The organism is Teichococcus aerophilus, from assembly GCF_014490485.1.
GTDB classification, from domain to species: domain Bacteria; phylum Pseudomonadota; class Alphaproteobacteria; order Acetobacterales; family Acetobacteraceae; genus Pseudoroseomonas; species Pseudoroseomonas aerophila.
This window is the reverse complement of the sequence record NZ_JACTVA010000062.1, coordinates 1-25085: the sequence shown is the minus strand read 5'-3', so window position 1 is coordinate 25085 and position 25085 is coordinate 1. Positions and strand designations below refer to the sequence as shown.

Below are 25085 nucleotides of genomic sequence, written 5' to 3'. Positions count from 1 at the left end.
CGGAAACCGGGGCGGCCTCGGCCCGCGCCATCACGGCGGGGGCGCGGCTTCTGGCCACGGTCGCGGCGGCGGCACCGGCGGCGGCGCTGGCCATCACGGCCCGGCCGCTGCCATCGACACCCATCTGCGCGAAGCCCTGGTCCAGCAGGCTGGCGGCGTGGCGGTCCCGCTCCGTCCAGGAATTGCCGCCGAAGACGGAGACGATCAGGCGGACATTCTCCCGCCGGGCGCTGGTGACGATGTTGAAGCCGGAGGCATCGACATAGCCGGTCTTGATGCCGTCCACGCCCTCGTAGCTATCCAGCATACGGTTGTGGCTGCGCAGGCTGATGCTGCCCACCTGGATCTGCCGCGTGCCGAAATAATGGTAGTATTCCGGGAAGTCCTGCTGCAGCCGGCGGCCCAGATTGGCCATGTCCCGCGCCGTCGTCACCTGCTCGATATCCGGCAGGCCGGAGGCGTTGCGGAAGGTGGTGCGGGTCATGCCGATGGCGCGCGCCCGAAGCGTCATCATCTGCGCGAAGCGGTATTCGTCACCGCCCGACAATGTCTCACCGATCAGGGAGGCGACGTCGTTGGCCGACTTGGTGACCAGCGCGTAGATGCCCTGCTCCACCGAGATGCTGCGCCCGACCGGGAGGCCCAGCTTGGACGGCGGCCGGCTGGCCGCGGTGGGCGACATGACCAGGCGCGAGTCGAGGCGGATCTGCCCGGCGCGGATGGCGTCGAACAGCATGTAGAGCGTCATCATCTTGGTCAGCGACGCCGGGTGGCGCAGCTCGTCCGCATTGGCGGCCACCAGCAGGTTGCCGCTGCGCGGCTCCATCACCACCGCCGAGTAGCGTGCGCTGCCGATCTGCGCCGCCGCCACGTTCGGCAGCAAGCCCAGCACCAGCGCCGCACCGGCCAGCGCGGCCGGCTTGCGGGCCGACAGCCCACGCACCACCCCGGCGGCGATGCGCCCCATCCCCGAAAAGAACGTCATCAGCCCCAAATCCCCCAAGACACGAACACCCGCCCCCCAGCGGGTAAGCCAGGACATTACTGAGCCGGTGCGGCTTCTGTCACCCTGAACTGATCAAGAACACACAGTTTAGGCAATAGCTTAGGCGCCAGCCTTGAACCGCTATGCAATGCGAGAAATGGACCGCAACCAGGGCCGTTTAGGACCTTCTTGTTGCACCGCAAAAAAATGCTGGACTTCCGCAACGGTCCTTGCGATACAGACCTCGCGCTGCATTGCAGCATAAGCTTTGCAGCGGCGCGCCGGCGCTGGGGAAGATACCCCAAACCGGCGCGGATCACGGCGATGCGTAATGAAGGTGAGGACGATCCTATGGCAGGCACGACCAATGTGACCAAGCTGGCGGGCAAGGCCACGTCCGCAACCACCGAGACGGTGCGTAAGGCGGCTCTGCAATCTGTGGCGCATGTGCCCCAGGTCCCGGCCCCCGCACCCATCCCGGCGATTTCCCATGCGGCAACGGAGAACAAGACGATGTCCGACCAGATGACCAAGATGACCGACGGTATGCAGAAGTCCACCGAAGACGCCGTCGAGTTCGGCCGTGGCAACTTCGAAGCCTTCACCAAGGCGACCCAGGCCTACGTGACCGGCCTGCAGGATCTCAGCCGCCAGGCCTTCGCCATGGCGCAGGGCTTCGGCGAACAGGCTGTCGAGAACGCCAAGGCGCTCTCCTCGGTCAAGAGCCTGAAGGAAGCGTCCGAGCTGCAGGCGAGCTTCGCCCGCTCGGCCATCGAGAAGTCCGTCGCCGAGACGACCAAGCTGAACGAAGCCGCCTTCAAGCTGGCCGAGCAGGCGTCCGCCCCGCTCGCCGCCCGCTGGACGCTGGCCGTCGAGAAGTTTACGAAGGCTGCCCCGCGCGTCTGAGACTACTCGACCGCGTTTTCGGTGGCAGCGTCGCCTGCCGCGATTGCCACCGCTCGCCCGGATGCGCCCCCTGCGCATCCGGGCTGTTTTTTTGGTGGGCTTCCCTGACGGCGCGTACCTCCTATCTTTCTGATCGGCAGGGCACGCGAAATGCGCTTTTCTTTGGTCGTCGGGTCTGCTCTGCCCTTCACCTCATGGGGGAGGCTCCGATATCGTGTCCGGGCGGGGACCTCCGCCAGGCGCGAGCCCTCCCCCGCGACAGAGAGAATGAAAGAGCGGCTGACTTTGGCGAAGCGCGTAACCGGCAGGCTTGGCGATAGCGACATGAGCGATCACGACAAGCGCCCGGATCTGCATTGGTGCGGGCCCGAACCCAGCAATCCCGGCCAGGGGGATGGCGTCGACGCGCCTCCGCCCGGCGGCGGCAATGGCGGCGACGGTACCAATACCGGCGTGGTGGTGAAGGCGCGTCCCAAGACGCGCAAGCCCGCCATGTACAAGGTGCTGATGCTGAACGACGACTACACGCCCATGGAATTCGTGGTGCATGTGCTGGAGCGCTTCTTCCAGAAGAACCGGGAAGAAGCCACCCGCATCATGCTGCACGTCCACCGGCGCGGCGTCGGCGTCTGCGGCGTCTTTACTTATGAGGTGGCCGAGACGAAGGTCACCCAGGTCATGGACCTGGCGCGGCAGAACCAGCATCCGTTGCAATGTACGATTGAAAAAGAATGATGGCCCACACCCGTTCTCTGTAACCGATCGCAACTTATCCCCCGAAAAACTGCATCGGGGGTCGTGAAAGTAAGAGAACGGAACCACATCAGGTCTATCTTCTGGTTATCTTGATCTGACTTTCACGGTCCTGGCGGCAAGGTCGCCGGCGCCGTATCCTGGAAGGGGAGCGTCAATATGCTGTCCCGCAACCTTGAGCAGACGCTCCACCGTGCGCTGGCGCTCGCTAACGATCGCCGTCACGAATACGCTACGCTCGAACACCTTCTCCTCGCCCTGGTGGACGATACCGACGCCGCGACTGTGCTGCGCGCCTGTGGCGTCGACCAGGACAAGCTGAAACGCGACCTCGCCGAGTTCCTGGACAAGGACCTGGCTGGCCTCGTCACCGAACGCACGGGCGACCCGAAGCCGACCGCCGGCTTCCAGCGCGTCGTGCAGCGTGCGGCCATCCATGTGCAGTCCTCGGGCCGGGACGAGGTGTCGGGGGCCAATGTCCTCGTCGCCCTGTTCAGTGAGCGTGAGAGCCATGCCGTCTACTTCCTGCAACTGCAGGACATGACGCGGCTGGACGCCGTCAATTTCATCAGCCATGGCATCGCCAAGGCGCCCGGCCGCAGCGCCACCCGCCCTGTCACCGGCTCCGCCCCCAACACGCCACCGGAGGATCCGGGTGTGGAGAAGGAAGAAAAGCCCCAGGGCCGCCGTGGCCAGGACGCGCTGTCCAACTACTGCGTGAACCTGAACAAGAAGGCGCAACAGGGGAAGATCGACCCGCTCATCGGCCGCGACAGCGAGATCGAGCGTACGATCCAGATCCTGTGCCGCCGCACCAAGAACAACCCGCTCTATGTGGGTGACCCGGGCGTGGGCAAGACCGCCATCGCCGAAGGGCTGGCCAAGCGGATCATCGAGGGCGACGTGCCCGAGGTACTGCTGAAGTCCACCATCTTCGCGCTGGACATGGGCGCCCTGCTCGCCGGCACCCGCTACCGCGGTGACTTTGAGGAGCGGCTGAAGGCCGTGGTGAACGAGCTGGAGCAGCAGCCCGGCTCCATCCTGTTCATCGATGAGATCCACACCGTCATCGGTGCCGGCGCCACCTCCGGCGGCGCCATGGATGCCTCGAACCTGCTGAAGCCCGCCTTGGCCCAGGGCACGCTGCGCTGCGTCGGCTCCACCACCTACAAGGAGTACCGGCAGCACTTCGAGAAGGATCGGGCCCTCGTCCGGCGCTTCCAGAAGATCGACGTGAACGAGCCGACGGTCGAGGACGCGGTGAAGATCCTCACCGGGCTCAAGACCAATTACGAGAAGCACCACAAGGTCAAGTACACGCCCGAGGCCATCCGGGCGGCGGTCGAGCTCTCCGCCAAGTACATCCATGACCGGAAGCTGCCGGACAAGGCGATCGACGTGATCGACGAGGTCGGCGCTTCCCGCATGCTGTTGCCGGAGAACAAGCGCCGCAAGACCGTGACGCTGAAGGATGTGGAAGAGATCGTGGCGAAGATCGCCCGCATCCCACCCAAATCCGTCAGCTCCGACGACAAGGAGACGCTCCGCACGCTTGAGCGCGACCTGAAGTCGATGGTGTTCGGCCAGGACAAGGCGATCGAGGCGCTCTCGGCGGCCATCAAGTTGGCGCGTGCCGGCCTGCGGGACCCGGAGAAACCGATTGGCAACTACCTGTTCAGCGGCCCCACCGGCGTCGGCAAGACCGAAGTCGCCAAGCAGCTGGCCAAGACGCTGGGCATCGAGCTGATCCGCTTCGACATGTCCGAGTACATGGAGCGGCACAGCATCAGCCGCCTGATCGGCGCGCCCCCGGGCTATGTGGGCTTCGACCAGGGTGGCCTGCTGACCGACAGCATCGACCAGCACCCCCACGCCGTGCTGCTGCTGGATGAGATCGAGAAGGCCCACCAGGACCTCTACAACATCCTGCTGCAGGTCATGGACCATGGGAAGCTGACCGACCACAACGGCAAGACGGTGGATTTCCGCAACGTCATCCTGATCATGACGACGAATGCGGGCGCCGCCGACATGGCCAAGCCGGGCATCGGCTTCGGCAACCAGGTCCGTAAGGGCGAGGACGAGGATGCGGTGAAGCGGCTGTTCACGCCGGAATTCCGCAACCGCCTGGATGCCGTGGTCCCCTTCTCCGGCCTGAGCCAGGAGATCGTCGGCAACGTGGTCGAGAAGTTCGTCATGCAGCTGGAGGCCCAGCTGGCCGACCGCAACGTGACGATCGAGCTGTCTTCCGCCGCCAAGGAGTGGCTGGCCGAGAAGGGCTACGACCCGCTGTATGGCGCACGGCCGCTGGCCCGCGTCATCCAGGAATACGTCAAGAAGCCGCTGGCGGAGGAGCTTCTCTTCGGCAAGCTGGCCAAGGGCGGTTCGGTCAAGGTCGGCATCAAGGATGGCGAGCTGACCTTCGACTTCCAGGAAGCCGCGGTCGCCGCCCTGCCCAAGCCGGATGGCGATGGCGAGAACGAGAAGGAGCCCGAAGCGGTCGACTGACCGCCCCAGGGCACCTAGAGACCGGAACGGGGGCGGGCAACCGCCCCCGTTTCACGTTCAGGGCGCTGACGATGGAAGGGCCGGTGTCAGACTTCAGGCCCGATGCGCTGGCTGGAGCGGCCAGCGCCGACAAGCAGTCCAGAGCGTGATGGCTTGGGTGGAATCGCCAAAAGCCTGAAACACGCGATCCAGCAAGGACATACAGCACGGCATACGGACGAATCTGAGCGCCTCGCGCTCTAGGCGGCAGCCTCGGCCTCATGCCGGCCGTCGACGAGCCCCTCATGGGAATAGGGGCGGAAGCAGACCTCGTACAGCAGCCCGGCCGTGTCGAAGCGCAGCTGGGCCTGTGCCTCCCGGCCCAGGTCATGCGCCAGGCCGCGCTCCAGGAAGCGCAGGCCGAAGCCGCGGCGCACTAGCGGCACGGTGACGGAGGGCCCGCCCTTCTCCTGCCACTGCAGCCGCACCAGGCCACTGGCCAACAATTCCCAGGTCAGCGCCACCCGCCCGCCGGTAGCGGAGAGTGCGCCGTGACGGGACGCGTTGCCCGCCAGTTCCCCCAGCGCGATCATCAGTGCCTGCACCTGCGCCGCCCGCAGCATCACCCGGGCAGGCCCCACCAGCGCCAGCCGGCCGGTGGAAAGCCACGGCGCCAGCGCCGCATTGACGGCTTGCGCCACCGTCGTGCCGCTCCACCCATCGGCCGCGATCAGTTCGTGCGAGCGGGACAGCGCGCCCAGCCGGGCGCTGAAATCGGCGGCGAAGCGGTGCGGATCATGCCCTGCCCCCCGCAATGTCTGCGCCGCCAGGGATTGCACTGTGGCCAGGGTGTTCTTTACCCGGTGGTTCAGCTCGGCCACCACCTCGGCCTTCCAGGCTTCGGCAGCGACGCGGTCCGTCACGTCCACCACCACCAGAGACACCAGCGGCGGGCCGTCGATGCCCACCACTGGCTCGGCGGTCATGAAATAATGGCGCGGCAGGCCACCGCGCGTGGCCTCGACCACCACTTCCTGCCCCACCAGCGGCTGCGCCAGGTCCTGCGCCGTGCGTAGCAACGGGTCCAGCACGCTGGCCAGGCCCGGCATCACCTGATGCAACGGCGTGCCCTCGGGGATGCTCTGCACCTGCTGGGCCATGGCGGCGAAGCTGGGGTTGGCGCGCAGGATGCACAGCCGATTATCGAGCAACAGCAGGCCAATCGGCGCGGCCGCATACACCGCACGCAGCTGTGCCGTCGCCACCGCCACCTGCCGCTCCGCCCCGCGCACCGAGCGTTGACGTTGCGCCAGCAGCAGGCTGAACCCGGCAAGGCCGCCGGCCAGGGAAGCGGCAATCCACAACTGCCAGCGCTGGTGCCCCTGCTCCCGCAACTCGCGGATCTCCAGGCGAAGGCTGCGCCCCAGTTCATGCACCGCGAGCAACGCACCATCCTCGCGCGCCTGCATGGCCCGCGTCCGCGCGCTTTCCATGCCTTGCAGCCCGGCCTGCCGGCTGGCGAAGTCCACGGAGACGACGGCGGAGAGCAGGCGGAACGGCGCCTGGAGGTCCGGCTCCAGCTCCGCCACACTCTTCAGCTCGGCCAGATTGACGGCCAGGGTCGCGGCGGTGGAGCCCTGTGGCGTGAGGTAGCTGGAAGGCACCGCGCCGCGCAGCAGCGCCGCCACCTCCGATTGTGCCTGCAGGCCAGCTTCCAACCGGGCCAGCCGCGCGCCCTCCCACTCCGCCGTGACCATGCGGCCAACCAGCAGCAACGCCGAGAGCGCGATCAGGCTGAGTGAAAGCGGTGAGGCATAGGCCCAGCCCAGCCGGCGCAGGGGCCTTATCGGCCAGGCGCCGCGGATGGCGGAGCGGACGCGAACGTCAGGGTCTAAAGGCCGCGGTATCATCCGGAATGCGTTGGCCTAATCCCTGGGGACCGGTAGCCGGGAGAGCGGAATCCGTCCGAACGCCCCAGGTAGCCGGACGAGGCTGAGCCGGATACAGAGTGCCCGGATGGTTATTGGATGAGCCACCGCTCCCGCTCCCTCTCCGGTTTGGTCCACAACCGGCAGTGTATTACGGAGGTTTTCTCCATATCACCCAGCGTAACCCCGGCACCCGCCTCAGGCGAGAAAAAGTTAAAGATACTGCAACGTTTTCAAGTTTTATGTTCGTAACGCGAAACCAGGGGCCCGACGACTACCGATGGATGATGAGGACGACGACGACGCACCGCCCGGCCTGCCGCCCGGCACGCCCTTCTACATGACCCCTGCCGGCCACGCGGCGCTGCAGGAGGAACTCCGGCATCTGTGGAATGTGGAGCGGCCGAAGGTGGTCGAGATCGTCTCCTGGGCCGCCAGCCTGGGCGACCGTAGCGAGAACGCCGACTACCAGTACGGCAAGCGCCGGCTGCGGGAGATCGACCGCCGCGTCCGCTTCATCGGCAAGCGCCTGGACAAGTGCGAGGTGGTGGACCCCGCCGCCCAGCCCCGGCGGGAGCAGGTCTTCTTCGGGGCCACCGTCACCTATGTACGGGAGGACGATAGCGAGGTGACGGTCACCATCGTCGGCGTCGACGAGGCCAATGCCGAACTCGGCCACATCTCCTGGGTCTCACCCGTCGCCCGCGCCCTGCTGCGCGGCCGGGTGGGGGATGCGGTGCGGCTCCGGCTGCCGACAGGGGTCGAAGAGATCGAGATCCTCTCGATCTCGTATCCGCCGGCCGCGGTGTAGTACCCCTCTTCGCGGGCTTGGGAGGGGCGCCGCCCCTTTCAAACTCTCCCGGCCAAGGGTCCGGTGCCCTGGAAACCCCTATTTCGTGGCATTCCGGTGCTGGCGGATCGTCGAAACCAAATTCGGATCATCCAGCCGTCGCCAAGACCCGTCGCCCTGAATCGCAGGTGAAGGGGATCGCTTCCCCTGCCAGGGGAGCTCGAGGGGACAGGTCCCCCTCGATCCCACATTCACGCCTCGGAAGTGCCTCGCTCAGTCAGCAGACGAGTCGACTCCCGCCAGCGCCAGCAGCGTACCCATCGCCGTCGCGATCCCCCGGGCGCTGGAAGCGGGCTCGACATCGATCCACTCTTCCAGCGAATGAGCACGGCCGCCAGCGCAGCCGGAACCGACAGTGATGGCTGGCAGGCCAAGATTCATGGCGATGTTGCTATCGGTCGAGGACGCCTCCGCATGGAAGCTGTAGCCCTGGCCGGTCATCACGCCCTGGGCCAGCTTGACGATGCGGCTGTTCTCGTCGGTGGTACCGGCCGGGCGGTCGCCGATCACCTTTACCTCCACCGTCACCTTGCCCGCCGAGGTGTCGCGCGCCGCGTTCTCGTCCTCCGCCGCCTGGGGCAGGATGGCCAGGAAGCGCGCCTCCAGCTTCGCCAGCTCCTCCGGGGAGGCGGAACGGAGGTCCACCTCCATCCACATCGCCTCCGGAATGGCGTTGATGGAGCTGCCGCCGCCGATGCGGCCGATGGAGAAAGTGGTCTTCGGGCTGGCGGGCACGCGGATGCGGGAAAGGTCGTCGGCCGCGCGCGCCAGCGCGAAGGCCGGGTTCACCAGGCCGAAGGCACCGAAGGAATGGCCGCCCGGGCCCTTGAAGGTGATGCGGTAGCGCTTGCTGCCCACCGCCGCCGTCACCAGGCGGGACGGGTCCAGCCCATCCAGCGCCATGAAGGCCGCGACCTTCTCGTGCCTCGGGTCATCCTTGAAGAAGGCCTTCACGCCGCGCAGGTCGCCCGCCCCTTCCTCGCCCACCGAGCCCATGGCCAGGATGGTGGCGCGGGTGCGGATGCCGGCGGCGTCCAACGCCCGCAGCAGCCCGAGCATCACGGCAAGACCGCGCGTGTCATCGCCGACGCCGGGGGCACGCAGGATGGTGCCTTCCCGCTTCACCGTCACGTCGGTGCCGGCGGGGAAGACGGTGTCGAGGTGCGAGCAGATGACGACGTAGCCGGCATCCGGGTCCGTGCCCGGGCGCAGCGCGGTGACATTGCCTTCCGTATCGGTCGCGACACCCTGCAGGCCCTGGGCACGCAGCGCCTCGGCGAAGGCGGCGGCGCGGTTCGACTCGCCGAAGGGCGGCGAGGCGATCTCGGTCAGGCGGATGATGTCGGCGACGATGCGGTCGTGGTCCTGCACGACATGGCTGGTGGCCTTGGCAAAGGCCGGGCTGGCCAGCAGCGCCGCCGCTTCCTCGGCCGCGCCCCCGTTATCGAGGGCGGAGAGCGCGGCGCGCAGGGTCGGGGCGGTATCGGGCATCGGCTGGAACCTCTGGAACGAATGGTACCAAAGATGTCCGCCCGGCGCCGCCGCCGGTCAAGTCGTCCCGCCGACCCAGAATCGCCTTCTCCATCAAGCGGCAACCCCTGCCCCGGCGGATCGCGCAGCGGCGTTTCAGGTACCGACGCGCAGCGGCGCCCGCAGCCGCCGCAGCCAGGCGATGACGGAGAGCGCGGTGATGCGGCCGGTCTTCGGGTTCTCGCTCGGCACGTTCTCGATGGTCATGGAGAAGCGCGCGGAATCCGACTCGACCTCGACCTGATGCACGTTGCGCGTCATCGCCGGGTCGGCCCAGATTTCCAGCTCCGTCCGGTCCGGGCCGATACCGGCGAGGGAGAGCGCTACCGCCACGTTCAGATTGGCCGGGAAGCCCACGGCGGCTTCCCGCGGCGTACCCTTGAAGATCCGCAGCGGCTCCTTGATGTCCGCGATGTCGATGTTGTTCTCGACCAGGTAAGGCGCGCCGACCAGGCCGTTCACCGGCTTGCGGGTGGTCATGCGAACGCTGTGGATGGTGCCCTCGGCCGCCGCGACCACGGCATCCAGGCCGATCAGCGCACCGGTCGGCACCGCGATCTGCCCGCCATGCTGCCTGGCCAGTTCCAGCAGGTGGTCCTGCCGCAGGATCGCGCCGGCGCTCAGTACCACTACCGTCTTGCCGGCGCGCAGGAAGGGCTCGGCGATCTCGGGCAGCAGCGCGGCGGGGGCGCATTCGATGACGAGGTCGGCCAGCGGCTCGAGCGCCGCGATCTCGACTACCGGCACCTTGCGGCGCAAGCCGGACAGGCGCTGCTCCGCCGCCGCGCGGTCCCGGGCGGAGACGGCGGCCAACTCGCAACCGGGGATGCCGGCGTCCAGCGCCTGGGCGATTTTCAGACCGACGGCACCCAGGCCGGCGATGGCGATTCTCAAGGACGTTTCCATGCCGGCAGCAAAGGTCAGGCGGCGCCCGCAGGCAAGGGCATCGCCGCACCGCAAGACGCACGAATGACCAGCCGGGCCGGAAGAACCACCTGCTCCATCGCAGCGGCAGGCTGGGCGATGCGCCGCAGCAGTAGCCGCACGGCCTCCTGGCCGATGCGGCGCGGGTCGGTGGCCACCGTCGTCAGCGGTGGGTTGCCGTTGGCGGCTTCCGGCACGTCGCCAACCCCGGTCACAGCGATGTCCTGGCCGATCCCCGCTCCCAGGCGCTGCAAGGCGGGAATGGCGCCGAAGGCGACGACGTCGTTGCAGCAGACCAGCGCATCGGGGCGGTCGCGCATCCGCCAGAGTGTCTCGGCGGCCTCGGCGCCGCCCTGGCGGGTGGCGGCCGTGCGCAACACCAGCGGCGCGGGCAGGCCGTGGCGGCGCAGGGCGGTCTCCACGCCATCCAGCCGGTGCCGCAGGCTGGAATTCATCACCGCCGTGCCGGCGAAGGCGAAGCGGCGGTGGCCAAGACGGATCAGGTGCTCGGTCAGGTGCTCCAGCCCCAGCAGATTGTCGGCGCCGGTGAAGTCCCCCCGGCTGCCGCGCACCTGGCGCATCGCCTGCACGCAGGGCATGCCCTGCCCCGCCAGGGTGGCGATGTCCTGCGGCGTCGTGCCGCCGGCGGCGCAGAGGATCAGCCCATCCACCCGGTGCTCTCGCAACCGTTGCAGGGCGCGCTGCTGCCGCTCCACCGAGTCGGCGGTGGTGGCCAGGAAGGCGATGTAGCCGGCGGCCTCCAGCGCCGCCTCGGCACCCGCCACCAGCTCGCCGAAGAACGGGTTGTCAATTTCCGTCACCAGCAGGCCGACGGTACGGGTGCGCAGGCCGCGCATGGTCGCCGCGCCACGATTATACAGGTAACCCACCGCCTCGGCCGAAGCCTGCACCCGGGCACGCGTCTCCGCCGCCACCAGCGGACTGTCCCGCAACACCAGGGAGACCGTGGCGCGGGAGACCCCGGCGTGGCGGGCGACTTCGGTCAGGGTGATGCGGGGTTCGGTCTTGCTCATCGGCTTGATCAGATCGATCCAAACATAACGCGCCCATCTTGCCGAACGAAGAGCGTTTTAGGGCTTTGCATTTTAGATCGATCTAAAATAGCGTCGTCGCAACGCCCCGCTAAAGTGGCAAGCAGGAGGGAACGGATATGCAGCGGCGAAGTCTCGCTTTGCTGGGGGCGGCAGCGCTGGGCGCCCCCTTCCTCGCACCGCGGGCAGCCCGCGCGGCCTGGCCTGAGCGGCCGATCCAGATCATCTGCCCCGGCCCGGCCGGCGGCGGCATGGACACCTATGCCCGCGCCATCATCCCCTTCGTCGCGCCGCGCCTGGGCAATGCGAACATGGTGGTGGTCAACCGCCCCAACGCCTCCGGCCAGCTGGCCTTCGAGAGCGTCGCGCAGGCGGAACCGGATGGCTACACCATCGGCGTCGCGCAAACGCCGAACCTGATCACGCTGCCGATCGAGCGCCAGGTCCGCTACAATGTCCATGAGCTGACCTACATCGCCAATGTGGTGGAGGACCCGGGCGGGCTGTTCGTGCGGACGGACTCGCCCTACCGCAACCTGCAGGACCTGGTGGCGGCGGCGAAGGCCAAGCCGGGGCAACTGGCGCTCGGCAGCGCCGGCATCGGCACCGATGACCATCTGCTGATCCTGGCGTTGCAGGAAGCCACCGGCACGAAATTCTCCCACATCCCGTACCCCGGCACGCCGCCCATCGTCGGCGCGGTGCTGTCCGGCGACCTTGCTGCCGGTTCCTTCAATGTCAGCGAAGGCATCGGGCAGGTGCGGCAGAAATCGCTGCGGCTACTGGGCCAGGCCAATGAGACGCGCTGGCAGGAAGCCGCCGATGTACCGACCTTCCGGGAGCAGGGCATCGACATGGTCGCCGGCTCCGTCCGCGGCATCATCGCGCCGCCGAAGCTGCCGGACGCGTTGCGGGACCGCTACCGCGCCGCCTTCGCCGAAGCACTGGCCGACCCGGCTTGGGTGAAGGAGGCCGCCCGCCTCTCTCTGCCGCTGCGGGTGATGAGCGGGGAGGAGCAGCAGCGGGTGTTCCTGGCCGATGACGTGAAGCTGCGCGCCCTGTGGCAGCGCCAGCCCTGGAGGGAGTGATGCGCACCCCGCCCCTCACCCGTCGCGCCGCGCTGGGCCTGCTCGGCGCCGGGCTCGCCATGCCCTCCCTCGCCCGTGCGCAGGAAGCCTGGCCACGCAAGCCGATCCGCCTGATCGTCGCGTTCGCCCCTGGTGGCGCCACGGACGTGCAGGCACGGCTGATCGCGGAGCGGCTCTCCGCCCAGCTTGGCCAGGGCGTGGTGGTGGAGAACCGTGCCGGCGCCGCCGGCATCATCGGGACCGAGGCGGTGGCCCATGCGCCGCCGGATGGCTACACGCTGCTGCAGGGCACGATCAGCACGCACGCGATGAACGTGCCGCTCTACGGCAGCAAACTCAGCTACGACCCCGGCAAGGACTTCACGCCGATCATCCGCACCACCACCGGCTACAACCTGCTGGTGGTGCATCCGGGGCTGGAGGTGCGGGACGTGCCCGGGCTGATCGCCTATGCGAAGCGCAACCCCGGCAAGCTGGCCTATGGCTCCGGCGGCAATGGCACCTCCACACATCTCGCCGCCGAGATGTTCAAGACCATGGCGGGCGTGGACCTGCTGCACGTGCCCTTCCGCAGCACCGCCCCCGCCGCCACCGCGCTGACCTCCGGCGAGATCCAGCTGATGTTCGACACCAGCGTCTCCTCCCTGCCGCTGGCGCGGGAAGGCCGGGTACGGGCCCTGGCGGTGACCAGCCTGCGCCGCACCCCCGCCATGCCGGACCTGCCCACGGTGGCCGAGACGGTGCCGGGGTTCGAGATGGGTACCTGGAACGGCCTCTACGCCCCGCCCGGCACGCCGCGCCCGATCGTCGACCGGATCGAAGCGGCGACGCGGGCGGTGATGCAGGAGCCGGAGTTGCTTGCCCGCCTCGCCACGCTGGGCAGCGAGCCGTTCCTGGCCGGGCCGGCGGAGTTCGCCGAGTTCCAGCAGGCGGAGATCCGCCGCTGGACCAAAGTGGTGCAGGATGCCCGCATCACCATGGACTGACCGCCTGACTAAGCGACCGGGCCGCCGCGTAACGATGCGGCGGACACGCCCCTGCATTGGGCGGGACCGAAGCGTGATGGCTCGAGGTGACATCACCGGAGCCTGAATCACGCGATCAAACAAAGGCGCCGAGCATGGTGCGCGAACGAATGCGAACGCATCATGCTCTATGCCGCCGGCGCGATACCATCACCCAAAGGATTGAGACCATGACTGTAGGCTTCCGCATCAAGTCCGACTTCACCCGCGTCGATGCCGATCTGTGCCGCCGTGCGGCGACCGTACCGGTGGCCAATATCGGCGACGTAGTGAACCGGATGCAGTGCATGCGCGGCGGCTTCCTGGCCTATGGCGGCAACAAGGCCGTGGCCGGCCCCGCCTTCACCGTGCGTGCCCGCGCCGGTGACAACCTCATGCTGCACGAGGCGCTGGACCTGGCGAAGCCCGGCGACGTCATCGTCTGCGATGCGGGGGGCGACATGGGCACCGCCATCATGGGCGACATCATGGGCCGCTACGCCGCCAGCCTGGGCATCGCCGCCATCATCATCGATGGCGCCATCCGTGACGTGGACGGGCTGGGCAAGCTGCCGCTGGGCGTCTGGGCCCGTGGCGCTACCCCCGCCGGCCCGTACAAGGACGGCCCGGGCGAGATCGGCTACCCCGTCAGCTGCGGCGGCCTGGTGGTGATGCCTGGCGACCTGATCGCCTGCGACCTGGACGGCATCGTGGTGGTGCCGCGCGAGGATGCCGCCGCCGCCGTCGCCGCCGGCGAGAAGCATTCCGAGAAGGAACACGGCCAGATGGCCGAGATCGACAGCAAGCGCTTCGATCGCGGCTGGGTGGGCGACCTGCTGAAGGGCAAGGGCGTCACCCGCGTCTGACGAGATAGGGCGGGGGCGGCCTGCCGCCCTCGCCCGCAAGCCCCTCCCGCCCTCAGCCGCCGAACTTGGCGAAGACCATGCGGTCCCGGTTCTCCTGCATCAGCATGGAGATGCTGGGCACCTGCTGGAAGCCCAGCCCGTGCGGCGGGCCATCCTGCTCATCCGGGGTGATCTTGGCGTAGGCCTCGCCGCCCACCTTCTCCCACTTCCCGGCCGGCTTCTTCACTTCCAGATTGGCCACCGTCGCCTTCAGGATCAGGCGGACGATCGCCTCCTTCGGCGCGGAGGGCTTGGTCAGGCTGGGGTTGCCGGCGATCATCTGCCAGCCATTGGCCAGGGCCCAGGCGGTCAGTTCTTCCTTGGTCACGCGACGTCTCCTTGTTGCGGCGTGACCGCCCCGGCCGGGGCATCGTTCACGCATTCAGGGTGTCAGCCATGGCGGGATGCGGCGAACACGCTCTCACTTGTTGTCCGGCCGCGCGATTCACGTCTCCGGTGCAAGCACCTGCGACGATCATGCTCAATTCCGTCCGGTCGCGTGATTCACGCCTCCGGTGCAAGCACCTGCGACAATCACGCTCAGTTCCGTCCGGTCGCGTGATGCACGTCTCCGGTGCAAGCACCTGCGACGATCACGCTCGGCCCACACAGCTCAGCCCGTGGCATCCTCGCGCAGCATCTCCAGTTCCAGCCAGCGTTCCTCGGCCTCGGCCAGGCCGGCTTCGGCGCGGGAGAGCAGCTCCATCGCCTTGTCGAAACGCGCCTTGTCCCGCGTGTAGAGGCCGGGATCGGCCAGGATCTCCTTCAGCTTCGCCGCCTCGGCTTCCAGCTTACGCATCTTCGCCGGCAGGTTCTCCAGCTCATGCTGGTCCTTGAAGCTGAGCTTCTTCTTCGCGGCGGCGGCGGCAGGCGCGGCAGCCTCCACCGGCTTCGCAGCCACCGCTCCCGCCTTACGCGCCTGGTCCTCCCGCGCCTGCACGCCGTGGCCGCGCTGGGAGACCATGTCGGAATACCCGCCCGGGTAATCCTGCCAGCGCCCCTCGCCCTCCCAGGCGATGACGTTGGTGGAGACGCGGTCGAGGAAGTCACGGTCATGGCTGACGACGATGACGGTGCCGGAATACTCCGCGATCTGCTCCTGCAGCAGGTCCAGCGTCTCCAGGTCCAGGTCGTTGGTCGGTTCGTCCAGCACCAGCAGGTTGCTGGGCGTGGCGAAGGCCCGCGCCAGCAGCAGCCGCCCCCGCTCCCCGCCCGAAAGGGCCGAGACCGGCGTCCGCGCCTGTTCCGGCGCGAACAGGAAGTCCTTCATGTAGCCGATGACGTGGCGCGGCTGGCCGTTGACCCAGACCTGGTCACCGCGCTGGCCGGTCAGGCTGGTGGCCACGGTGTCGTTCGGGTCCAGCGCGGCGCGGCGCTGGTCCAGCGTCACCATCTCCAGGTTGGTGCCCAGCTTCACCTCGCCGGTATCCGGCGCCAGGGTGCCGGTCAGCATGGACAGCAGCGTGGTCTTGCCCGCCCCGTTGGGCCCGACGATGCCGACGCGGTCCCCGCGGATGATGCGGGCCGAAAAATCGTCCACGATCACCCGGTCGCCATAGGTTTTGGAAATGCCCTCGGCGGCGATGACCAGGGTGCCGGAGGCCTCGCTCTCGGCGGCGGCCATCTTCACACCGCCCTGGGCGGCGCGGCGGTCCTTGCGCACCTGCCGCAGCCCGGCCAGCTCCGCCACGCGGCGGACATTGCGCTTGCGGCGCGCCGTCACGCCGTAGCGCATCCAGTGCTCTTCCCGCACGATCTGGCGGTCCAGCTTGTGGGCTTCCTTCTCCTCCTGGTCCAGCACCTCGTCCCGCCAGGTCTCGAAATGGGAGAAGCCCTGGGCCAGCCGGCGGGTGACGCCGCGGTCCAGCCAGACCATCTCGCGCGTCAGGTTCTCCAGGAAGCGCCGATCGTGGCTGATCAGCACCAGGGCGCTGCGCATGGAGCCGATTTCCTGCTCCAGCCACTCGATGGCGGGCAGGTCCAGGTGGTTGGTCGGCTCGTCCAGCAGCAGGATGTCGGGGGACGGTGCCAGGGCGCGGGCCAGCGCCGCGCGGCGGGCCTCGCCGCCCGAGAGGTTGGCGGGCATCTCCTCGCCGGTCAGGCCCAGTTGCTCCAGCAGATAGTGGGCGCGGTAGCCCTCGTCCCCCGCCGTCAGCCCGGCCTCGACATAAGCCAGCACGTTGGGGAAGGCGGAGAGGTCCGGCTCCTGCTGCAGGTAGCGCACGGTGGCGCCGGGCTGCACGAAGCGGCTGCCGCCATCGGCATGCACTTCGCCCGCCGCGATCTTCAACAGAGTGGACTTGCCGGAGCCATTGCGGCCGATCAGTGCCAGCCGCTCCCCCGGCGAGACGGAGAGGGTTGCGCCGGCCAGCAGCGGCGTGGTGCCGAAGTTCAAGCGGATGTCTTGCAGCAGGAGCAGAGGGGGCGGTGCCATGCGGCGGTGCGTGAAGCCCGCCGGGCGCGGCGTCAAGGGTTGATGCGCGCCGAGGCTGGAGGCAAGAGGAAGACACGGACAAAGCCAGGATAAGGCGGGTGGGAATGGATCAGGTCGATTGCGTGGTGGTGGGTGCCGGCGTGGTGGGGCTGGCCGTCGCCCGTGCCCTGGCCCTGGCGGGGCGGGACGTGCTGGTGCTGGACGTGGCCGAGGGCATCGGCACCGAGACATCCTCCCGCAACAGCGAGGTCATTCACGCCGGCATCTACTACCCCAAGGGCAGCCTGATGGCGCGCAGCTGCGTCGCCGGGAAGCAGAAGCTCTATGCCTATTGCGCCGAGCGCGGCGTGCCCTTCAGCAATTGCGGCAAGCTGATCGTCGCCACCAACGAGGCGGAGGCCGGGCAGCTGGCTTCCATCCAGGCCCGCGCCGCCGCCAACGGCGTGCACGACCTGCGGCTGGTCAGCGCAGAGGAAGCGCGTTCGCTGGAACCCTCCCTCGCCTGCACCGCCGCGCTGATCTCCCCCTCCACCGGCATCGTGGACAGCCATAGCTACATGCTGTCCCTGCAGGGGGATGCGGAAAATGCCGGGGCCGTCTTCGTCTTCCACGCACCGGTGCTGTCCGGCCGCCTGTTGCCGGAAGGCGGCGCGGAACTGGCCATTGGCGGCGCCGACCCGATGGAGCTGCGCTGCGACCTGCTGGTGAACGCCGCCGGGCTGCATGCCCCCGCCCTGGCCCGCAAGCTGGACGGCATGCCGGCCGGGAAGGTGCCGCCCGCCTTCTTCGCCAAGGGCAATTATTTTACTCTCACCGGCCGCTCACCCTTCACCCACCTGATCTATCCGGTGCCGGTGCCGGGCGGACTGGGCACGCACCTGACGCTGGATCTTGGCGGGCAAGCCAAGTTCGGCCCGGATGTCGAGTGGATCGACAGCATCGACTACGAGGTGAACCCGGCGCGTGGAGAAAGCTTCTACGCCGCCATCCGCCGTTATTGGCCCGGTTTGCCGGATGGGGCGCTGCAGCCGGGCTATTCCGGCATCCGGCCCAAGATCGTCGGCCCGGGGCAGCCGGGGCAGGATTTCATCATCCAGGGGCCGGCCGAGCATGGCCAGGCCGGGCTGGTAAACCTGTTCGGCATCGAGAGCCCCGGGCTGACTGCGTCGCTCGCGCTGGGCGAGGCGGTGATGGACGTGCTCGGCTGAAGCCCTGGCCGCGTTGGCCTGGGGCGCGCCCACCCCAGGCCCCGGCGCCCTGTCGGACAGCCGCCTCGGGGCTTCACACTCGCTGACCTGGCTTCCCGATGCCCGTTACCGAACCAATGGGCTTGACGCCGGGCGTCTGCCCGGCAGTGATGGACTAACCAGTACGTGCGGAGACCAGACCCTTGCGCCAGAAAGAAAACGTTGAGGAAATTCGCCGCATGACCACCCGCCGTATCCTGATAGGCAGTGCCTTCGGCCTCGCCGCCCTGCATGCCGCCCCGCGCCTGGTCCTGGCGCAGGAAGCGTATCCGAACCGCCCGGTGACGCTGGTCGTCGCCTGGGCGCCCGGCGGTTCCAGCGACCTCGTCGCCCGCATCCTGGCGGAGCGGATGGGCAAGGAGCTCGGCCAGCCGGTGGTGGTGGACAACCGCCCGGGCGCCTCCGGCACCATCGGGCAGGCCTCGGTCGCGCGGGCGCGGCCGGATGGCTATACCATCCTGATGTCGGGCCGCGGCACCTTCGCCATGGCCAGCCACCTGTTCCCCAATCGTGGCTACGACGATGCGCGCGACTTCACCGGCATCGGCAAGCTGTGCGAGACGCCGATCTATCTCTGCGTCTCCCCCAAACTGGGCATCGACAGCGTGCAGGCGCTGGTCGCCCGCGCCAGGCAGCAGCCCGGCCGGATGAACTACGCCTCCTCCGGCGCCGGCTCCTCCGCCCACCTGGCGACCGAGCTGTTCCTGAAGATGGCCGATATCCAGGTGGAGAACGTCACCTATCGCGGCGGCGCGCCCGCCGTGCAGGCGCTGATCTCGGGCGATGTGCAGATGGCCTTCGTCGATGGCGTCACCGCCCTGCCGCTGATGCGCGACGGGCAGCTGAAGGGCCTGGCGGTGGGCAGCACCGACCGCTTCCCGCTGACGCCGGAGATTCCCACCCTCTCCGAATCCGGGGAGGGGCTGGCAGGGTATGAATGCTCCTCCCAGTTCTCGCTGCTGGCACCGGCCGGGACGCCGGATGCCATCATCGGCAAGCTGTGGAGCGCCATGGATGCCTCGATGCGGGACCCGGAAGTGGTGAAGCGGCTGAACACCGCCGCCTACATCCCGACCGTCGGCCGCCCGGAGGCCTTCCCCGCCTACCTGGCCAGCGAGACGCAGCGCTGGGGCGAGGTCATCCGCTCCCGCGGCATCACGCTGGAATAAGGGCATGGCCGCCGACATCGCGCAGCGCACGGAACTGCACGCCTTCGCCAGCCTGACGCTGACCGACCGCCAGTTTCTGCTGGGCGATGCGGCGGGGCGGCCGGTCACGCTCGCCGGTTGCCTCAGCCTGCCCCCGGGCGCCGGGCCGCATCCGGCCGTGGTGCTCATCCACGGCTCGGGCGGCATCGGCCCGGCCATGCCGGCCTGGGTGCGGCAACTCACTTCCCTTGGTATCGCCAGCTTCGTGGTGGATGGCTTCACTGGGCGCGGCCTGGCCAGCACTTCGACGGATCAGGCGCAGCTCGGCCGGTTGGCCTTCATCCTGGACCTGTACCGCGCGCTGGGCGTGCTGGCCGGCCACGCCGCCATCGACCCCGCGCGCATCGCCCTGATGGGCTTCTCGCGGGGTGGGCAGGCAGCGCTCTACGCCGCGATGGCGCGCTTCCAGGCGCGTTGGAACACCAGCGGCATCACCCCCGCCGCGCATCTGGCCTTCTACCCCGACTGCGCCACGACGTATCTTGAAGACACGCGGCTGGCGCCTGTGCCGGTGCGCGTTTTCCACGGGCTGGCCGATGACTACAACACCGCCACCCGCGCCCGCGCCTATGTCGCCCGGCTACACGAGGCCGGCGCCGACGTGGCGATGGCGGAGTATGCCGGGGCGCATCATGGCTTCGACAATCCGCTGAGCCCCGGCCCGGCCATCGCCGCCGGCGCCCAGACCCTGCGCCACTGCACGGTCGTCGAGACGGAGCCCGGCCTGCTCTGCAACAGTGCCACCGGCCGGCCCTTCAGCTACGACGACCCCTGCGTGGAACGGGACCCGCATGTCGGCGGCAACCCGGCCGCCGCCGCTGCCGCGCGCCAGGATGTCGCGGCCTTCCTGCGGGGACTGTTCCGGCTGGGCTGAACGAGCACCGATCGAGATTTCACGCAGAGCTGGTGGGAAGGTCAGGGGAAAGAATTCCCCTGAAACCCTATCGTTTTTCTGTCAGCTGGCGTGGGGTTTCAGGACCGCAAGTGGAGCAGTTTGCGATCATGAGCCACCCTGGCTGAACCATCGGCCTCAGGCGTAACCCCGGTCTGGGCGCAAAAGGCTGACGCCCCCACAGCCACGACCGAAAGCCTCCCGGAAGAAAGATGGGGTCCGGGGAATTCTCTCCCCGGCCTTCCTGTCCAAGACCGAATATCGATCCCCGGCCAGGCGCGCCTTACCGGCGCGTGTCCACCGCAGGCCAAGGTGGGAACCATATCCTCGCCATTCGCACCCTAGCGGTTGGCAGCCTTGTTCGAGCCGACATTCTCCCGCCACTCCACCGGCAGCCCGTCCCAGGTGGGGAACTGCTTGCCGGCGAATTTGCGGCGGATATAGACGATGAAGCCCTCCGCGGTGACTTCCACATAGCCTGACTTGCCGTCGTTCAGCCGCAGGTGCTGCGCCAGGGCCTCGCCCTGTTCCTGCATGTAGCTGTCGCTCATTGGCCTGGCCTCCGGTGTTGCCCTGCCAATATGGGGCCGCCAGGCCGGATGGCCCAGCGTGGCGGCGACGGTTCAGGCGGTTCGCCGGCTCCGCAGCCACATCTCCGCCCCCAGCAGCACCATGGTCACGACGATCAGCAGCACCGCAACGGCGGCCATGGTGGGGTCCAGCTGCTCGTTGATGCCGTCCCAGATCCGGCGCGGCAGGGTGAAGACGGCGCGGCTGGCCAGGAACAGCGCCAGCACCAGCTCATCCCACGAATGGATGAAGGCGAAGATGGCGGAGGAGACCACGGCCGGCAGGATGCCCGGCAGGATCACCAGCCACAGCCGCTGGCGCAGATTGGCCCCCAGGTTGCGCGCCGCCTGTTCCAGCCGCGCGTCGAAATGCGCCAGCGCGGTGGAGACGATGATGACGACATAGGGAATGCCGGTGACGGAATGGGCGATGATCAGGCCCAGGTAGCTATCCAGCAGCCGCAGATCGACCCACAGGCGGTAGATGCCCAGCGCATAGACGATGGTGGGCACGATGATCGGCACCAGCATCAGCACGCGGACGAAATCCGCCAGCTTGCTGCCGATGCGCCAGCAGCCGATGGCGCAGAGCGTGCCGACGATGACGGTCAGCACCGTCGCCGCGCAGGCGATGACGAAACTCTGCCCGATGGAGGACAGCCATTCCGGGCTGCTGAACAGATTGGCGAAGTGCTGGAGGGAGAGATTGTCCTCCGGCAGCGACAGGTAGCGCTTGTCCGTCAGCGAAACCGGGAACACCACGGCGATCGGCAGCAACAGGAAGCAAATGATGGCCCAGGCGAGGCCGCGGACGGGGCGGGAAGCGGTGGGGGCGCCGTCCATGGCTCAGGTCGCCCCGAACAGGCGGCGCATATCGACCACACGGGCCAGCAGGCCGAGCAGCGCGAAGATGAACACGATCAGCGTGGTCGCCAGCATGGTGCCCACCCCCCATTGCACGACGTCGAGGATCTGCACACTGATATACTCCGCGATCATCAGGGTGCGGCCGCCGCCCAGGATCGCCGGGGTGACGAGGAAGCCGAGCGAGAAGATGAAGACCAGGATGCTGGCCCCCACCACGCCCGGCAGGCTGAGCGGCAGGAACACACGCATGAAGCTCTGCATGCGGGAGGCGCCAAGGCCCCGCGCGGCGGCCAGGCAGCGCCGGTCGATGCCGCGCATGCCGGTCAGCAGCGGCAGCACCGCGAAGGGCAGCATGTAGTGCACCATGCCGATGGTGATGCCGAGCTCGTTCCAGATCAGCGGCAACGGGTCGTCGATCACGCCCATGCCCATCAGGCTGTTATTGATGATGCCTTGCCGGCGCAGCAGCGTTACCCAGGCGAAGGCGCGGACGAGAACGGAGATCCACAACGGCAGCAGGATGCCGAGCATCATCCAGCGCTGCGTGCGCTCGCTGGCCTGCGCCATCACATAGGCCACGACATAGCCCAGCAGCAGCGTGATGGCGGTGGTCAGCAGGCAGATGCGCAGCGTCGTCAGCAGAACGCGGTGGATGGAGGAGTTGGTGAACAGCAGCGCATAGTTGCCCAGCCCCGGGGTCGGTTCCATCACGCTGACCCACAGCACCCGCACCAGCGGGAACAGGTAGAAGCCGATCAGCATCAGGAGCGCCGGCATGACCAGCATCCAGTAGATGCCGGTCTCGCCGAAGGCCGGGCGGCGCATCAGGCGCTGATGAAGTCGAGGAAGCGCTGCAGGGCGGCGGCGCCGTTCTTCTCGTACCACTCGGCGCTGATCTTGGCCTGCACGGCCACGTTGGCGGGGTCGGACGGGTTGACGGCCTTCAGCTCCGCCGGCACCAGGCTGGCGGCCTGCGGGTTGGCCGGGCCGTTGCCCATGGAGGCGAGCAGCTTCACCTGCCCTTCCGGTGCCTGCATGGAGGCGATGGCGCGGAACGCCTCCTTCCCCGCCGGGTTGCCCTTCGGCACCACCCACAGGCCAGGCTGCAGCAGGCCCTGGTTATAGGTGTAGTCCATCCGCCCGCCGCCATCGCGCTTCAGCAGGTTGGCGCGGGTGTTCCACAGCAGGCCCATGACGACCTCGCCATCCCGCAGCAGGCTCTGACTCTCGGCGCCGCTGTTCCAGAACAGCAGGTGCTGCTTGATGGTGGCCAGCTTCTTGAAGGCACGTTCCATATCCAGCGGGTAGAGCTGGTCGGCCGGCACACCGTCGGCCAGCAGCGCCAGTTCCAGCATGCCCTGGTTGCTGCGGCGGAGCATGCGGCGGCCGGGGAATTTCTGGATGTCGAAGAAATCGGCCAGCGTCGGCTTGCCGGTCACCTTGCGGGTGTCCCAGGCCATGACGGTGGAGAACATGTAGTTCGCCACGCCGAACTTGTAGGTGAAGGCCGGGTCCACCTTGGCGCGGTCGACGATGGAGTAGTCGATCTCTTCCAGCAGCCCCAGCGGGCCCAGCTCGCCCGTGCCGGCCACGCCGGAATCGGCGATGTCCCAGGTGACGTTGCGGGCCTGCACCATGGTCTTGATCTTGCCGTTCGACGGCCCGCTGCCATCGATGACCATGCGGCCACCGCCAGCGACGAAGGGCTGCTGGAAGGCCTCGCGGAAGGCGGGCACCGCCTCGCCGCCGAAATTCACCACCACGACCTCGGGCCGCGCCTGGGCACGGGCGGCGCCGGGCGCGACCGCCGCCAGGCCCAGCGCGCCGAGCCCAGCCAGCATCTGCCGGCGGGACACACGGCCAGCGCGGTACTCATCCGCCAGGATCTCGGCCTGGTCTTCGGCGAAGCTCTGGATGCGGTCCATGGTGGCCTCCTGGCGGCTGATGCTGGGGCGAATGTCGCCACAGGGTTGGACGGGCCGCAACCCTGCTCCGCTGGCAAAAAAGCCGGCGGGCAGGCGCAACGGGCATCGCCACGACCCAGCTTTTAGGCAGCCCGCCCATTTCTTTCCCAACCCAGGCGCCGCGGCAGTATCGCAGGGCGCGCCACCTGCCCCGCCTCGTCCCGAATGAGACGCCATTAAGCCAATAAGTCGGTTTATTGACTTTTATGGCTGCACGGTGGCAGCCTGCCGGCAACAACGACCTTGGGAGACGACCATGCCGCTTTCGACGGGGACGCCGCGCCACGCGGCCTGGCTGCTGGCCGGCCTGATGCTGCTGGCCGCGCCGGTCCTGGCCGAGCCCTATGTGGTGTTCGGCGACAGCCTCTCGGATGGCGGCAACAACTTCGTCCGCCGCAACGGCGTGCCGCTGCCGCCCTACGACCAGCGTTCCAGCGACGGACCGGTCTGGGTGGAGCAGCTGGCCGTCATGATGGGGCAGGCAGCGCCGGGCGTCAGCCTGCGCGGCGGCAGCAACTACGCCTATGGCGGCGCGCAATCCGGCAGCAACGCGCTGCATCCGGCCGATGGCACCGACGGCACCGACCAACTGGCGCAGTTCCAGCAGGCGCATGCGGCGGCGGACCCGGCCGCGCTGTACATCATCTGGCTGGGGGCGAACGACCTCGGCCAGATCGCCCGCGTGCCGGAGATCAGCCCGGCCGCCGCCGAGGTTGTGATGACGGAAGCGCGGGACAACATCATCCGCCTGATGCGGGACCTCTCGGCCCGGGGGGCGCGGCGCTTCCTGGTACTGACGGTGCCAGACCGCGGGCTGGTGCCGCGCTACAGCAAGGCCGGCGCGGCGATTGCCGCCGATGCCACATCCCGTAGCGCAGCGCTGAATGCGCTGATCCTGCCGGCGGTGCAGGCGGAGGCGCGGCGATCCGGCGCCGAGCTGCGCGTGTTCGATGCCTTCGCCACCTATCAGGCCGTCGTCGCCACGCCGGGCCGCTACGGCATGACCAATGCCACCGATATCTGCTGGCAGGGCGATACGCGCGGCAGCGGCACCCAATGCGCGACGCCGGACACCTATTTCTTCTGGGACCCGGCCCACCCGACCACGGCCGGGCACCGCATCCTGGCCGAGGGCGCGGCCGTGGTGCTGCGGGCGCCGCCCCTGGTGGCGGGCCGGCCGGGCGAATAGACCCCGCGCAGCAAAAAGGGCCGGTGGCATGATGCCCCGGCCCTCTCGCCTATCGCAGCCTGAAGCGTCTCAGGGCGCCGGGGCGCTGACCTGCTGGGTCCCGGAGACGTCGCCGGTGCCGAACCACTTGTTACGCACGGTGCGGTAATAGGCTTCCATGTCGTACAGCGGCACCGGCAGCGCCAGGTCTTTCGCCGTCAGCCGGCCTACCGCCGCCGCCAGCGAGTAGCTGCTCGTCACCACGTTCGACAGCGCCTGCACCAGCGACACCCGCGCGTTCAGCAGCTCCTGCTCCGCGTTCAG

22 protein-coding genes and 1 pseudogene are annotated in these 25085 nt (G+C 68.4%); 11 read left to right on the top strand and 12 right to left on the bottom strand.

Going from position 1 to position 25085, the window contains the following annotated elements:
- On the bottom strand, positions 1 to 985 hold a 985-nt coding region (locus IBL26_RS22465), incomplete at its 3' end, for a D-alanyl-D-alanine carboxypeptidase family protein (protein ID WP_241749692.1).
- Positions 986 to 1177: 192 nt separating this feature from the next.
- Here IBL26_RS22465 and IBL26_RS22460 point away from each other — a divergent pair.
- The 3 genes from IBL26_RS22460 (at position 1178) to clpA (ending at position 5152) form a co-directional block, all read left to right on the top strand.
- The gene (locus IBL26_RS22460; protein WP_241749691.1) at positions 1178 to 1891 is read left to right on the top strand and encodes a phasin family protein; all 714 of its coding nucleotides are present in this window, start codon (positions 1178 to 1180) and stop codon (positions 1889 to 1891) included.
- Positions 1892 to 2215: 324 nt separating this feature from the next.
- Positions 2216 to 2626 carry an ATP-dependent Clp protease adapter ClpS gene (clpS, locus tag IBL26_RS22455; protein ID WP_194443693.1) on the top strand — a complete coding sequence of 137 codons (411 nt, stop codon included), beginning with the start codon at positions 2216 to 2218 and terminating at the stop codon, positions 2624 to 2626.
- A gap of 177 nt (positions 2627 to 2803) precedes the next feature.
- Positions 2804 to 5152 (top strand): ATP-dependent Clp protease ATP-binding subunit ClpA, encoded by a 2349-nt coding sequence (gene clpA / locus IBL26_RS22450; protein ID WP_187786755.1) that lies wholly within the window; start codon positions 2804 to 2806, stop codon positions 5150 to 5152.
- A 239-nt stretch (positions 5153 to 5391) separates the two neighbouring features.
- On the opposite strand, the gene IBL26_RS22445 is transcribed toward clpA, so the two are convergent.
- The gene (locus tag IBL26_RS22445) at positions 5392 to 7041 is read right to left on the bottom strand and encodes a sensor histidine kinase (RefSeq protein WP_187786754.1); all 1650 of its coding nucleotides are present in this window, start codon (positions 7039 to 7041) and stop codon (positions 5392 to 5394) included.
- 298 nt (positions 7042 to 7339) lie between these two features.
- Between IBL26_RS22445 and greB the strand changes: the two genes are divergently transcribed.
- A complete protein-coding gene (greB, locus tag IBL26_RS22440; protein ID WP_187786753.1) occupies positions 7340 to 7870 on the top strand; it encodes a transcription elongation factor GreB in 531 nt (176 codons plus the stop codon).
- Between the two features lie 252 nt (positions 7871 to 8122).
- Here the strand turns inward: greB and IBL26_RS22435 are convergent, their stop codons facing one another.
- From IBL26_RS22435 to IBL26_RS22425, 3 genes are all read right to left on the bottom strand, one after another.
- Entirely contained in the window at positions 8123 to 9400 is a 1278-nt protein-coding gene (locus IBL26_RS22435; protein ID WP_187786752.1) for a M20/M25/M40 family metallo-hydrolase, read from the bottom strand.
- A gap of 135 nt (positions 9401 to 9535) precedes the next feature.
- Entirely contained in the window at positions 9536 to 10333 is a 798-nt protein-coding gene (locus IBL26_RS22430; protein ID WP_241749690.1) for an aspartate dehydrogenase, read from the bottom strand.
- Positions 10334 to 10359: 26 nt separating this feature from the next.
- Entirely contained in the window at positions 10360 to 11397 is a 1038-nt protein-coding gene (locus IBL26_RS22425; protein WP_187786750.1) for a LacI family DNA-binding transcriptional regulator, read from the bottom strand.
- A gap of 137 nt (positions 11398 to 11534) precedes the next feature.
- Here IBL26_RS22425 and IBL26_RS22420 point away from each other — a divergent pair, with 137 nt between their 5' ends.
- From IBL26_RS22420 to IBL26_RS22410, 3 genes are all read left to right on the top strand, one after another.
- Positions 11535 to 12503, top strand: coding sequence for a tripartite tricarboxylate transporter substrate binding protein (locus tag IBL26_RS22420; protein WP_187786749.1), 969 nt, complete (start codon positions 11535 to 11537; stop codon positions 12501 to 12503).
- Entirely contained in the window at positions 12503 to 13489 is a 987-nt protein-coding gene (locus tag IBL26_RS22415) for a Bug family tripartite tricarboxylate transporter substrate binding protein (RefSeq protein WP_187786748.1), read from the top strand. Before IBL26_RS22420 ends, IBL26_RS22415 begins: the two co-directional genes overlap by 1 nt.
- A 209-nt stretch (positions 13490 to 13698) precedes the next feature.
- Positions 13699 to 14373 carry an RraA family protein gene (locus IBL26_RS22410; RefSeq protein WP_187786747.1) on the top strand — a complete coding sequence of 225 codons (675 nt, stop codon included), beginning with the start codon at positions 13699 to 13701 and terminating at the stop codon, positions 14371 to 14373.
- Positions 14374 to 14425: 52 nt separating this feature from the next.
- Here the strand turns inward: IBL26_RS22410 and IBL26_RS22405 are convergent, their stop codons facing one another.
- Together IBL26_RS22405 and IBL26_RS22400 are read right to left on the bottom strand one after the other, a co-directional pair.
- Entirely contained in the window at positions 14426 to 14740 is a 315-nt protein-coding gene (locus tag IBL26_RS22405; protein WP_187786746.1) for a hypothetical protein, read from the bottom strand.
- Between the two features lie 285 nt (positions 14741 to 15025).
- Positions 15026 to 16846: an ABC-F family ATP-binding cassette domain-containing protein gene (locus IBL26_RS22400; RefSeq protein ID WP_187786745.1), complete on the bottom strand. Its 1821-nt coding sequence runs from the start codon at positions 16844 to 16846 to the stop codon at positions 15026 to 15028.
- A 104-nt stretch (positions 16847 to 16950) separates the two neighbouring features.
- Between IBL26_RS22400 and IBL26_RS22395 the strand changes: the two genes are divergently transcribed.
- From IBL26_RS22395 to IBL26_RS22385, 3 genes are all read left to right on the top strand, one after another.
- A complete protein-coding gene (locus tag IBL26_RS22395) occupies positions 16951 to 18054 on the top strand; it encodes an NAD(P)/FAD-dependent oxidoreductase (protein ID WP_187786744.1) in 1104 nt (367 codons plus the stop codon).
- A 218-nt stretch (positions 18055 to 18272) separates the two neighbouring features.
- Positions 18273 to 19262 (top strand): Bug family tripartite tricarboxylate transporter substrate binding protein, encoded by a 990-nt coding sequence (locus IBL26_RS22390; RefSeq protein ID WP_187786743.1) that lies wholly within the window; start codon positions 18273 to 18275, stop codon positions 19260 to 19262.
- A 4-nt stretch (positions 19263 to 19266) separates the two neighbouring features.
- The gene (locus tag IBL26_RS22385; RefSeq protein WP_187786742.1) at positions 19267 to 20175 is read left to right on the top strand and encodes a dienelactone hydrolase family protein; all 909 of its coding nucleotides are present in this window, start codon (positions 19267 to 19269) and stop codon (positions 20173 to 20175) included.
- A gap of 359 nt (positions 20176 to 20534) precedes the next feature.
- On the opposite strand, the gene IBL26_RS22380 is transcribed toward IBL26_RS22385, so the two are convergent.
- The 4 genes from IBL26_RS22380 to IBL26_RS22365 all read right to left on the bottom strand — a co-directional run bounded on the left by IBL26_RS22380 (position 20535) and on the right by IBL26_RS22365 (position 23554).
- Positions 20535 to 20744: a hypothetical protein gene (locus IBL26_RS22380; RefSeq protein ID WP_187786741.1), complete on the bottom strand. Its 210-nt coding sequence runs from the start codon at positions 20742 to 20744 to the stop codon at positions 20535 to 20537.
- A gap of 72 nt (positions 20745 to 20816) precedes the next feature.
- Positions 20817 to 21605 carry an ABC transporter permease gene (locus tag IBL26_RS22375; RefSeq protein WP_187786740.1) on the bottom strand — a complete coding sequence of 263 codons (789 nt, stop codon included), beginning with the start codon at positions 21603 to 21605 and terminating at the stop codon, positions 20817 to 20819.
- A 3-nt stretch (positions 21606 to 21608) separates the two neighbouring features.
- Positions 21609 to 22454, bottom strand: a complete 846-nt coding sequence (locus tag IBL26_RS22370; RefSeq protein ID WP_187786739.1) for an ABC transporter permease — start codon at positions 22452 to 22454, stop codon at positions 21609 to 21611.
- Positions 22454 to 23554, bottom strand: coding sequence for an ABC transporter substrate-binding protein (locus IBL26_RS22365; protein WP_187786738.1), 1101 nt, complete (start codon positions 23552 to 23554; stop codon positions 22454 to 22456). Before IBL26_RS22365 ends, IBL26_RS22370 begins: the two co-directional genes overlap by 1 nt.
- Positions 23555 to 23849: 295 nt before the next feature.
- Between IBL26_RS22365 and IBL26_RS22360 the strand changes: the two genes are divergently transcribed.
- Positions 23850 to 24782, top strand: a complete 933-nt coding sequence (locus IBL26_RS22360; protein WP_187786737.1) for an SGNH/GDSL hydrolase family protein — start codon at positions 23850 to 23852, stop codon at positions 24780 to 24782.
- Positions 24783 to 24851: 69 nt separating this feature from the next.
- Here IBL26_RS22360 and IBL26_RS22355 read toward each other — a convergent pair.
- A pseudogene (locus IBL26_RS22355) lies at positions 24852 to 25085 on the bottom strand (TolC family outer membrane protein); the annotation flags it as partial.

Coding starts and splice junctions, on each gene's coding strand:
- IBL26_RS22365 (WP_187786738.1), bottom strand. CDS start 23,554: ATGGACCGCATCCAGAGCTTCGCCGAAGACCAGGCCGAGATCCTGGCG.
- IBL26_RS22395 (WP_187786744.1), top strand. CDS start 16,951: ATGGATCAGGTCGATTGCGTGGTGGTGGGTGCCGGCGTGGTGGGGCTG.
- IBL26_RS22360 (WP_187786737.1), top strand. CDS start 23,850: ATGCCGCTTTCGACGGGGACGCCGCGCCACGCGGCCTGGCTGCTGGCC.
- IBL26_RS22390 (WP_187786743.1), top strand. CDS start 18,273: ATGACCACCCGCCGTATCCTGATAGGCAGTGCCTTCGGCCTCGCCGCC.
- IBL26_RS22420 (WP_187786749.1), top strand. CDS start 11,535: ATGCAGCGGCGAAGTCTCGCTTTGCTGGGGGCGGCAGCGCTGGGCGCC.
- IBL26_RS22385 (WP_187786742.1), top strand. CDS start 19,267: ATGGCCGCCGACATCGCGCAGCGCACGGAACTGCACGCCTTCGCCAGC.
- greB (WP_187786753.1), top strand. CDS start 7,340: ATGGATGATGAGGACGACGACGACGCACCGCCCGGCCTGCCGCCCGGC.
- IBL26_RS22425 (WP_187786750.1), bottom strand. CDS start 11,397: ATGAGCAAGACCGAACCCCGCATCACCCTGACCGAAGTCGCCCGCCAC.
- IBL26_RS22410 (WP_187786747.1), top strand. CDS start 13,699: ATGACTGTAGGCTTCCGCATCAAGTCCGACTTCACCCGCGTCGATGCC.
- IBL26_RS22445 (WP_187786754.1), bottom strand. CDS start 7,041: ATGATACCGCGGCCTTTAGACCCTGACGTTCGCGTCCGCTCCGCCATC.
- IBL26_RS22435 (WP_187786752.1), bottom strand. CDS start 9,400: ATGCCCGATACCGCCCCGACCCTGCGCGCCGCGCTCTCCGCCCTCGAT.
- clpS (WP_194443693.1), top strand. CDS start 2,216: ATGAGCGATCACGACAAGCGCCCGGATCTGCATTGGTGCGGGCCCGAA.
- clpA (WP_187786755.1), top strand. CDS start 2,804: ATGCTGTCCCGCAACCTTGAGCAGACGCTCCACCGTGCGCTGGCGCTC.
- IBL26_RS22400 (WP_187786745.1), bottom strand. CDS start 16,846: ATGGCACCGCCCCCTCTGCTCCTGCTGCAAGACATCCGCTTGAACTTC.
- IBL26_RS22375 (WP_187786740.1), bottom strand. CDS start 21,605: ATGGACGGCGCCCCCACCGCTTCCCGCCCCGTCCGCGGCCTCGCCTGG.
- IBL26_RS22370 (WP_187786739.1), bottom strand. CDS start 22,454: ATGCGCCGCCCGGCCTTCGGCGAGACCGGCATCTACTGGATGCTGGTC.
- IBL26_RS22380 (WP_187786741.1), bottom strand. CDS start 20,744: ATGAGCGACAGCTACATGCAGGAACAGGGCGAGGCCCTGGCGCAGCAC.
- IBL26_RS22415 (WP_187786748.1), top strand. CDS start 12,503: ATGCGCACCCCGCCCCTCACCCGTCGCGCCGCGCTGGGCCTGCTCGGC.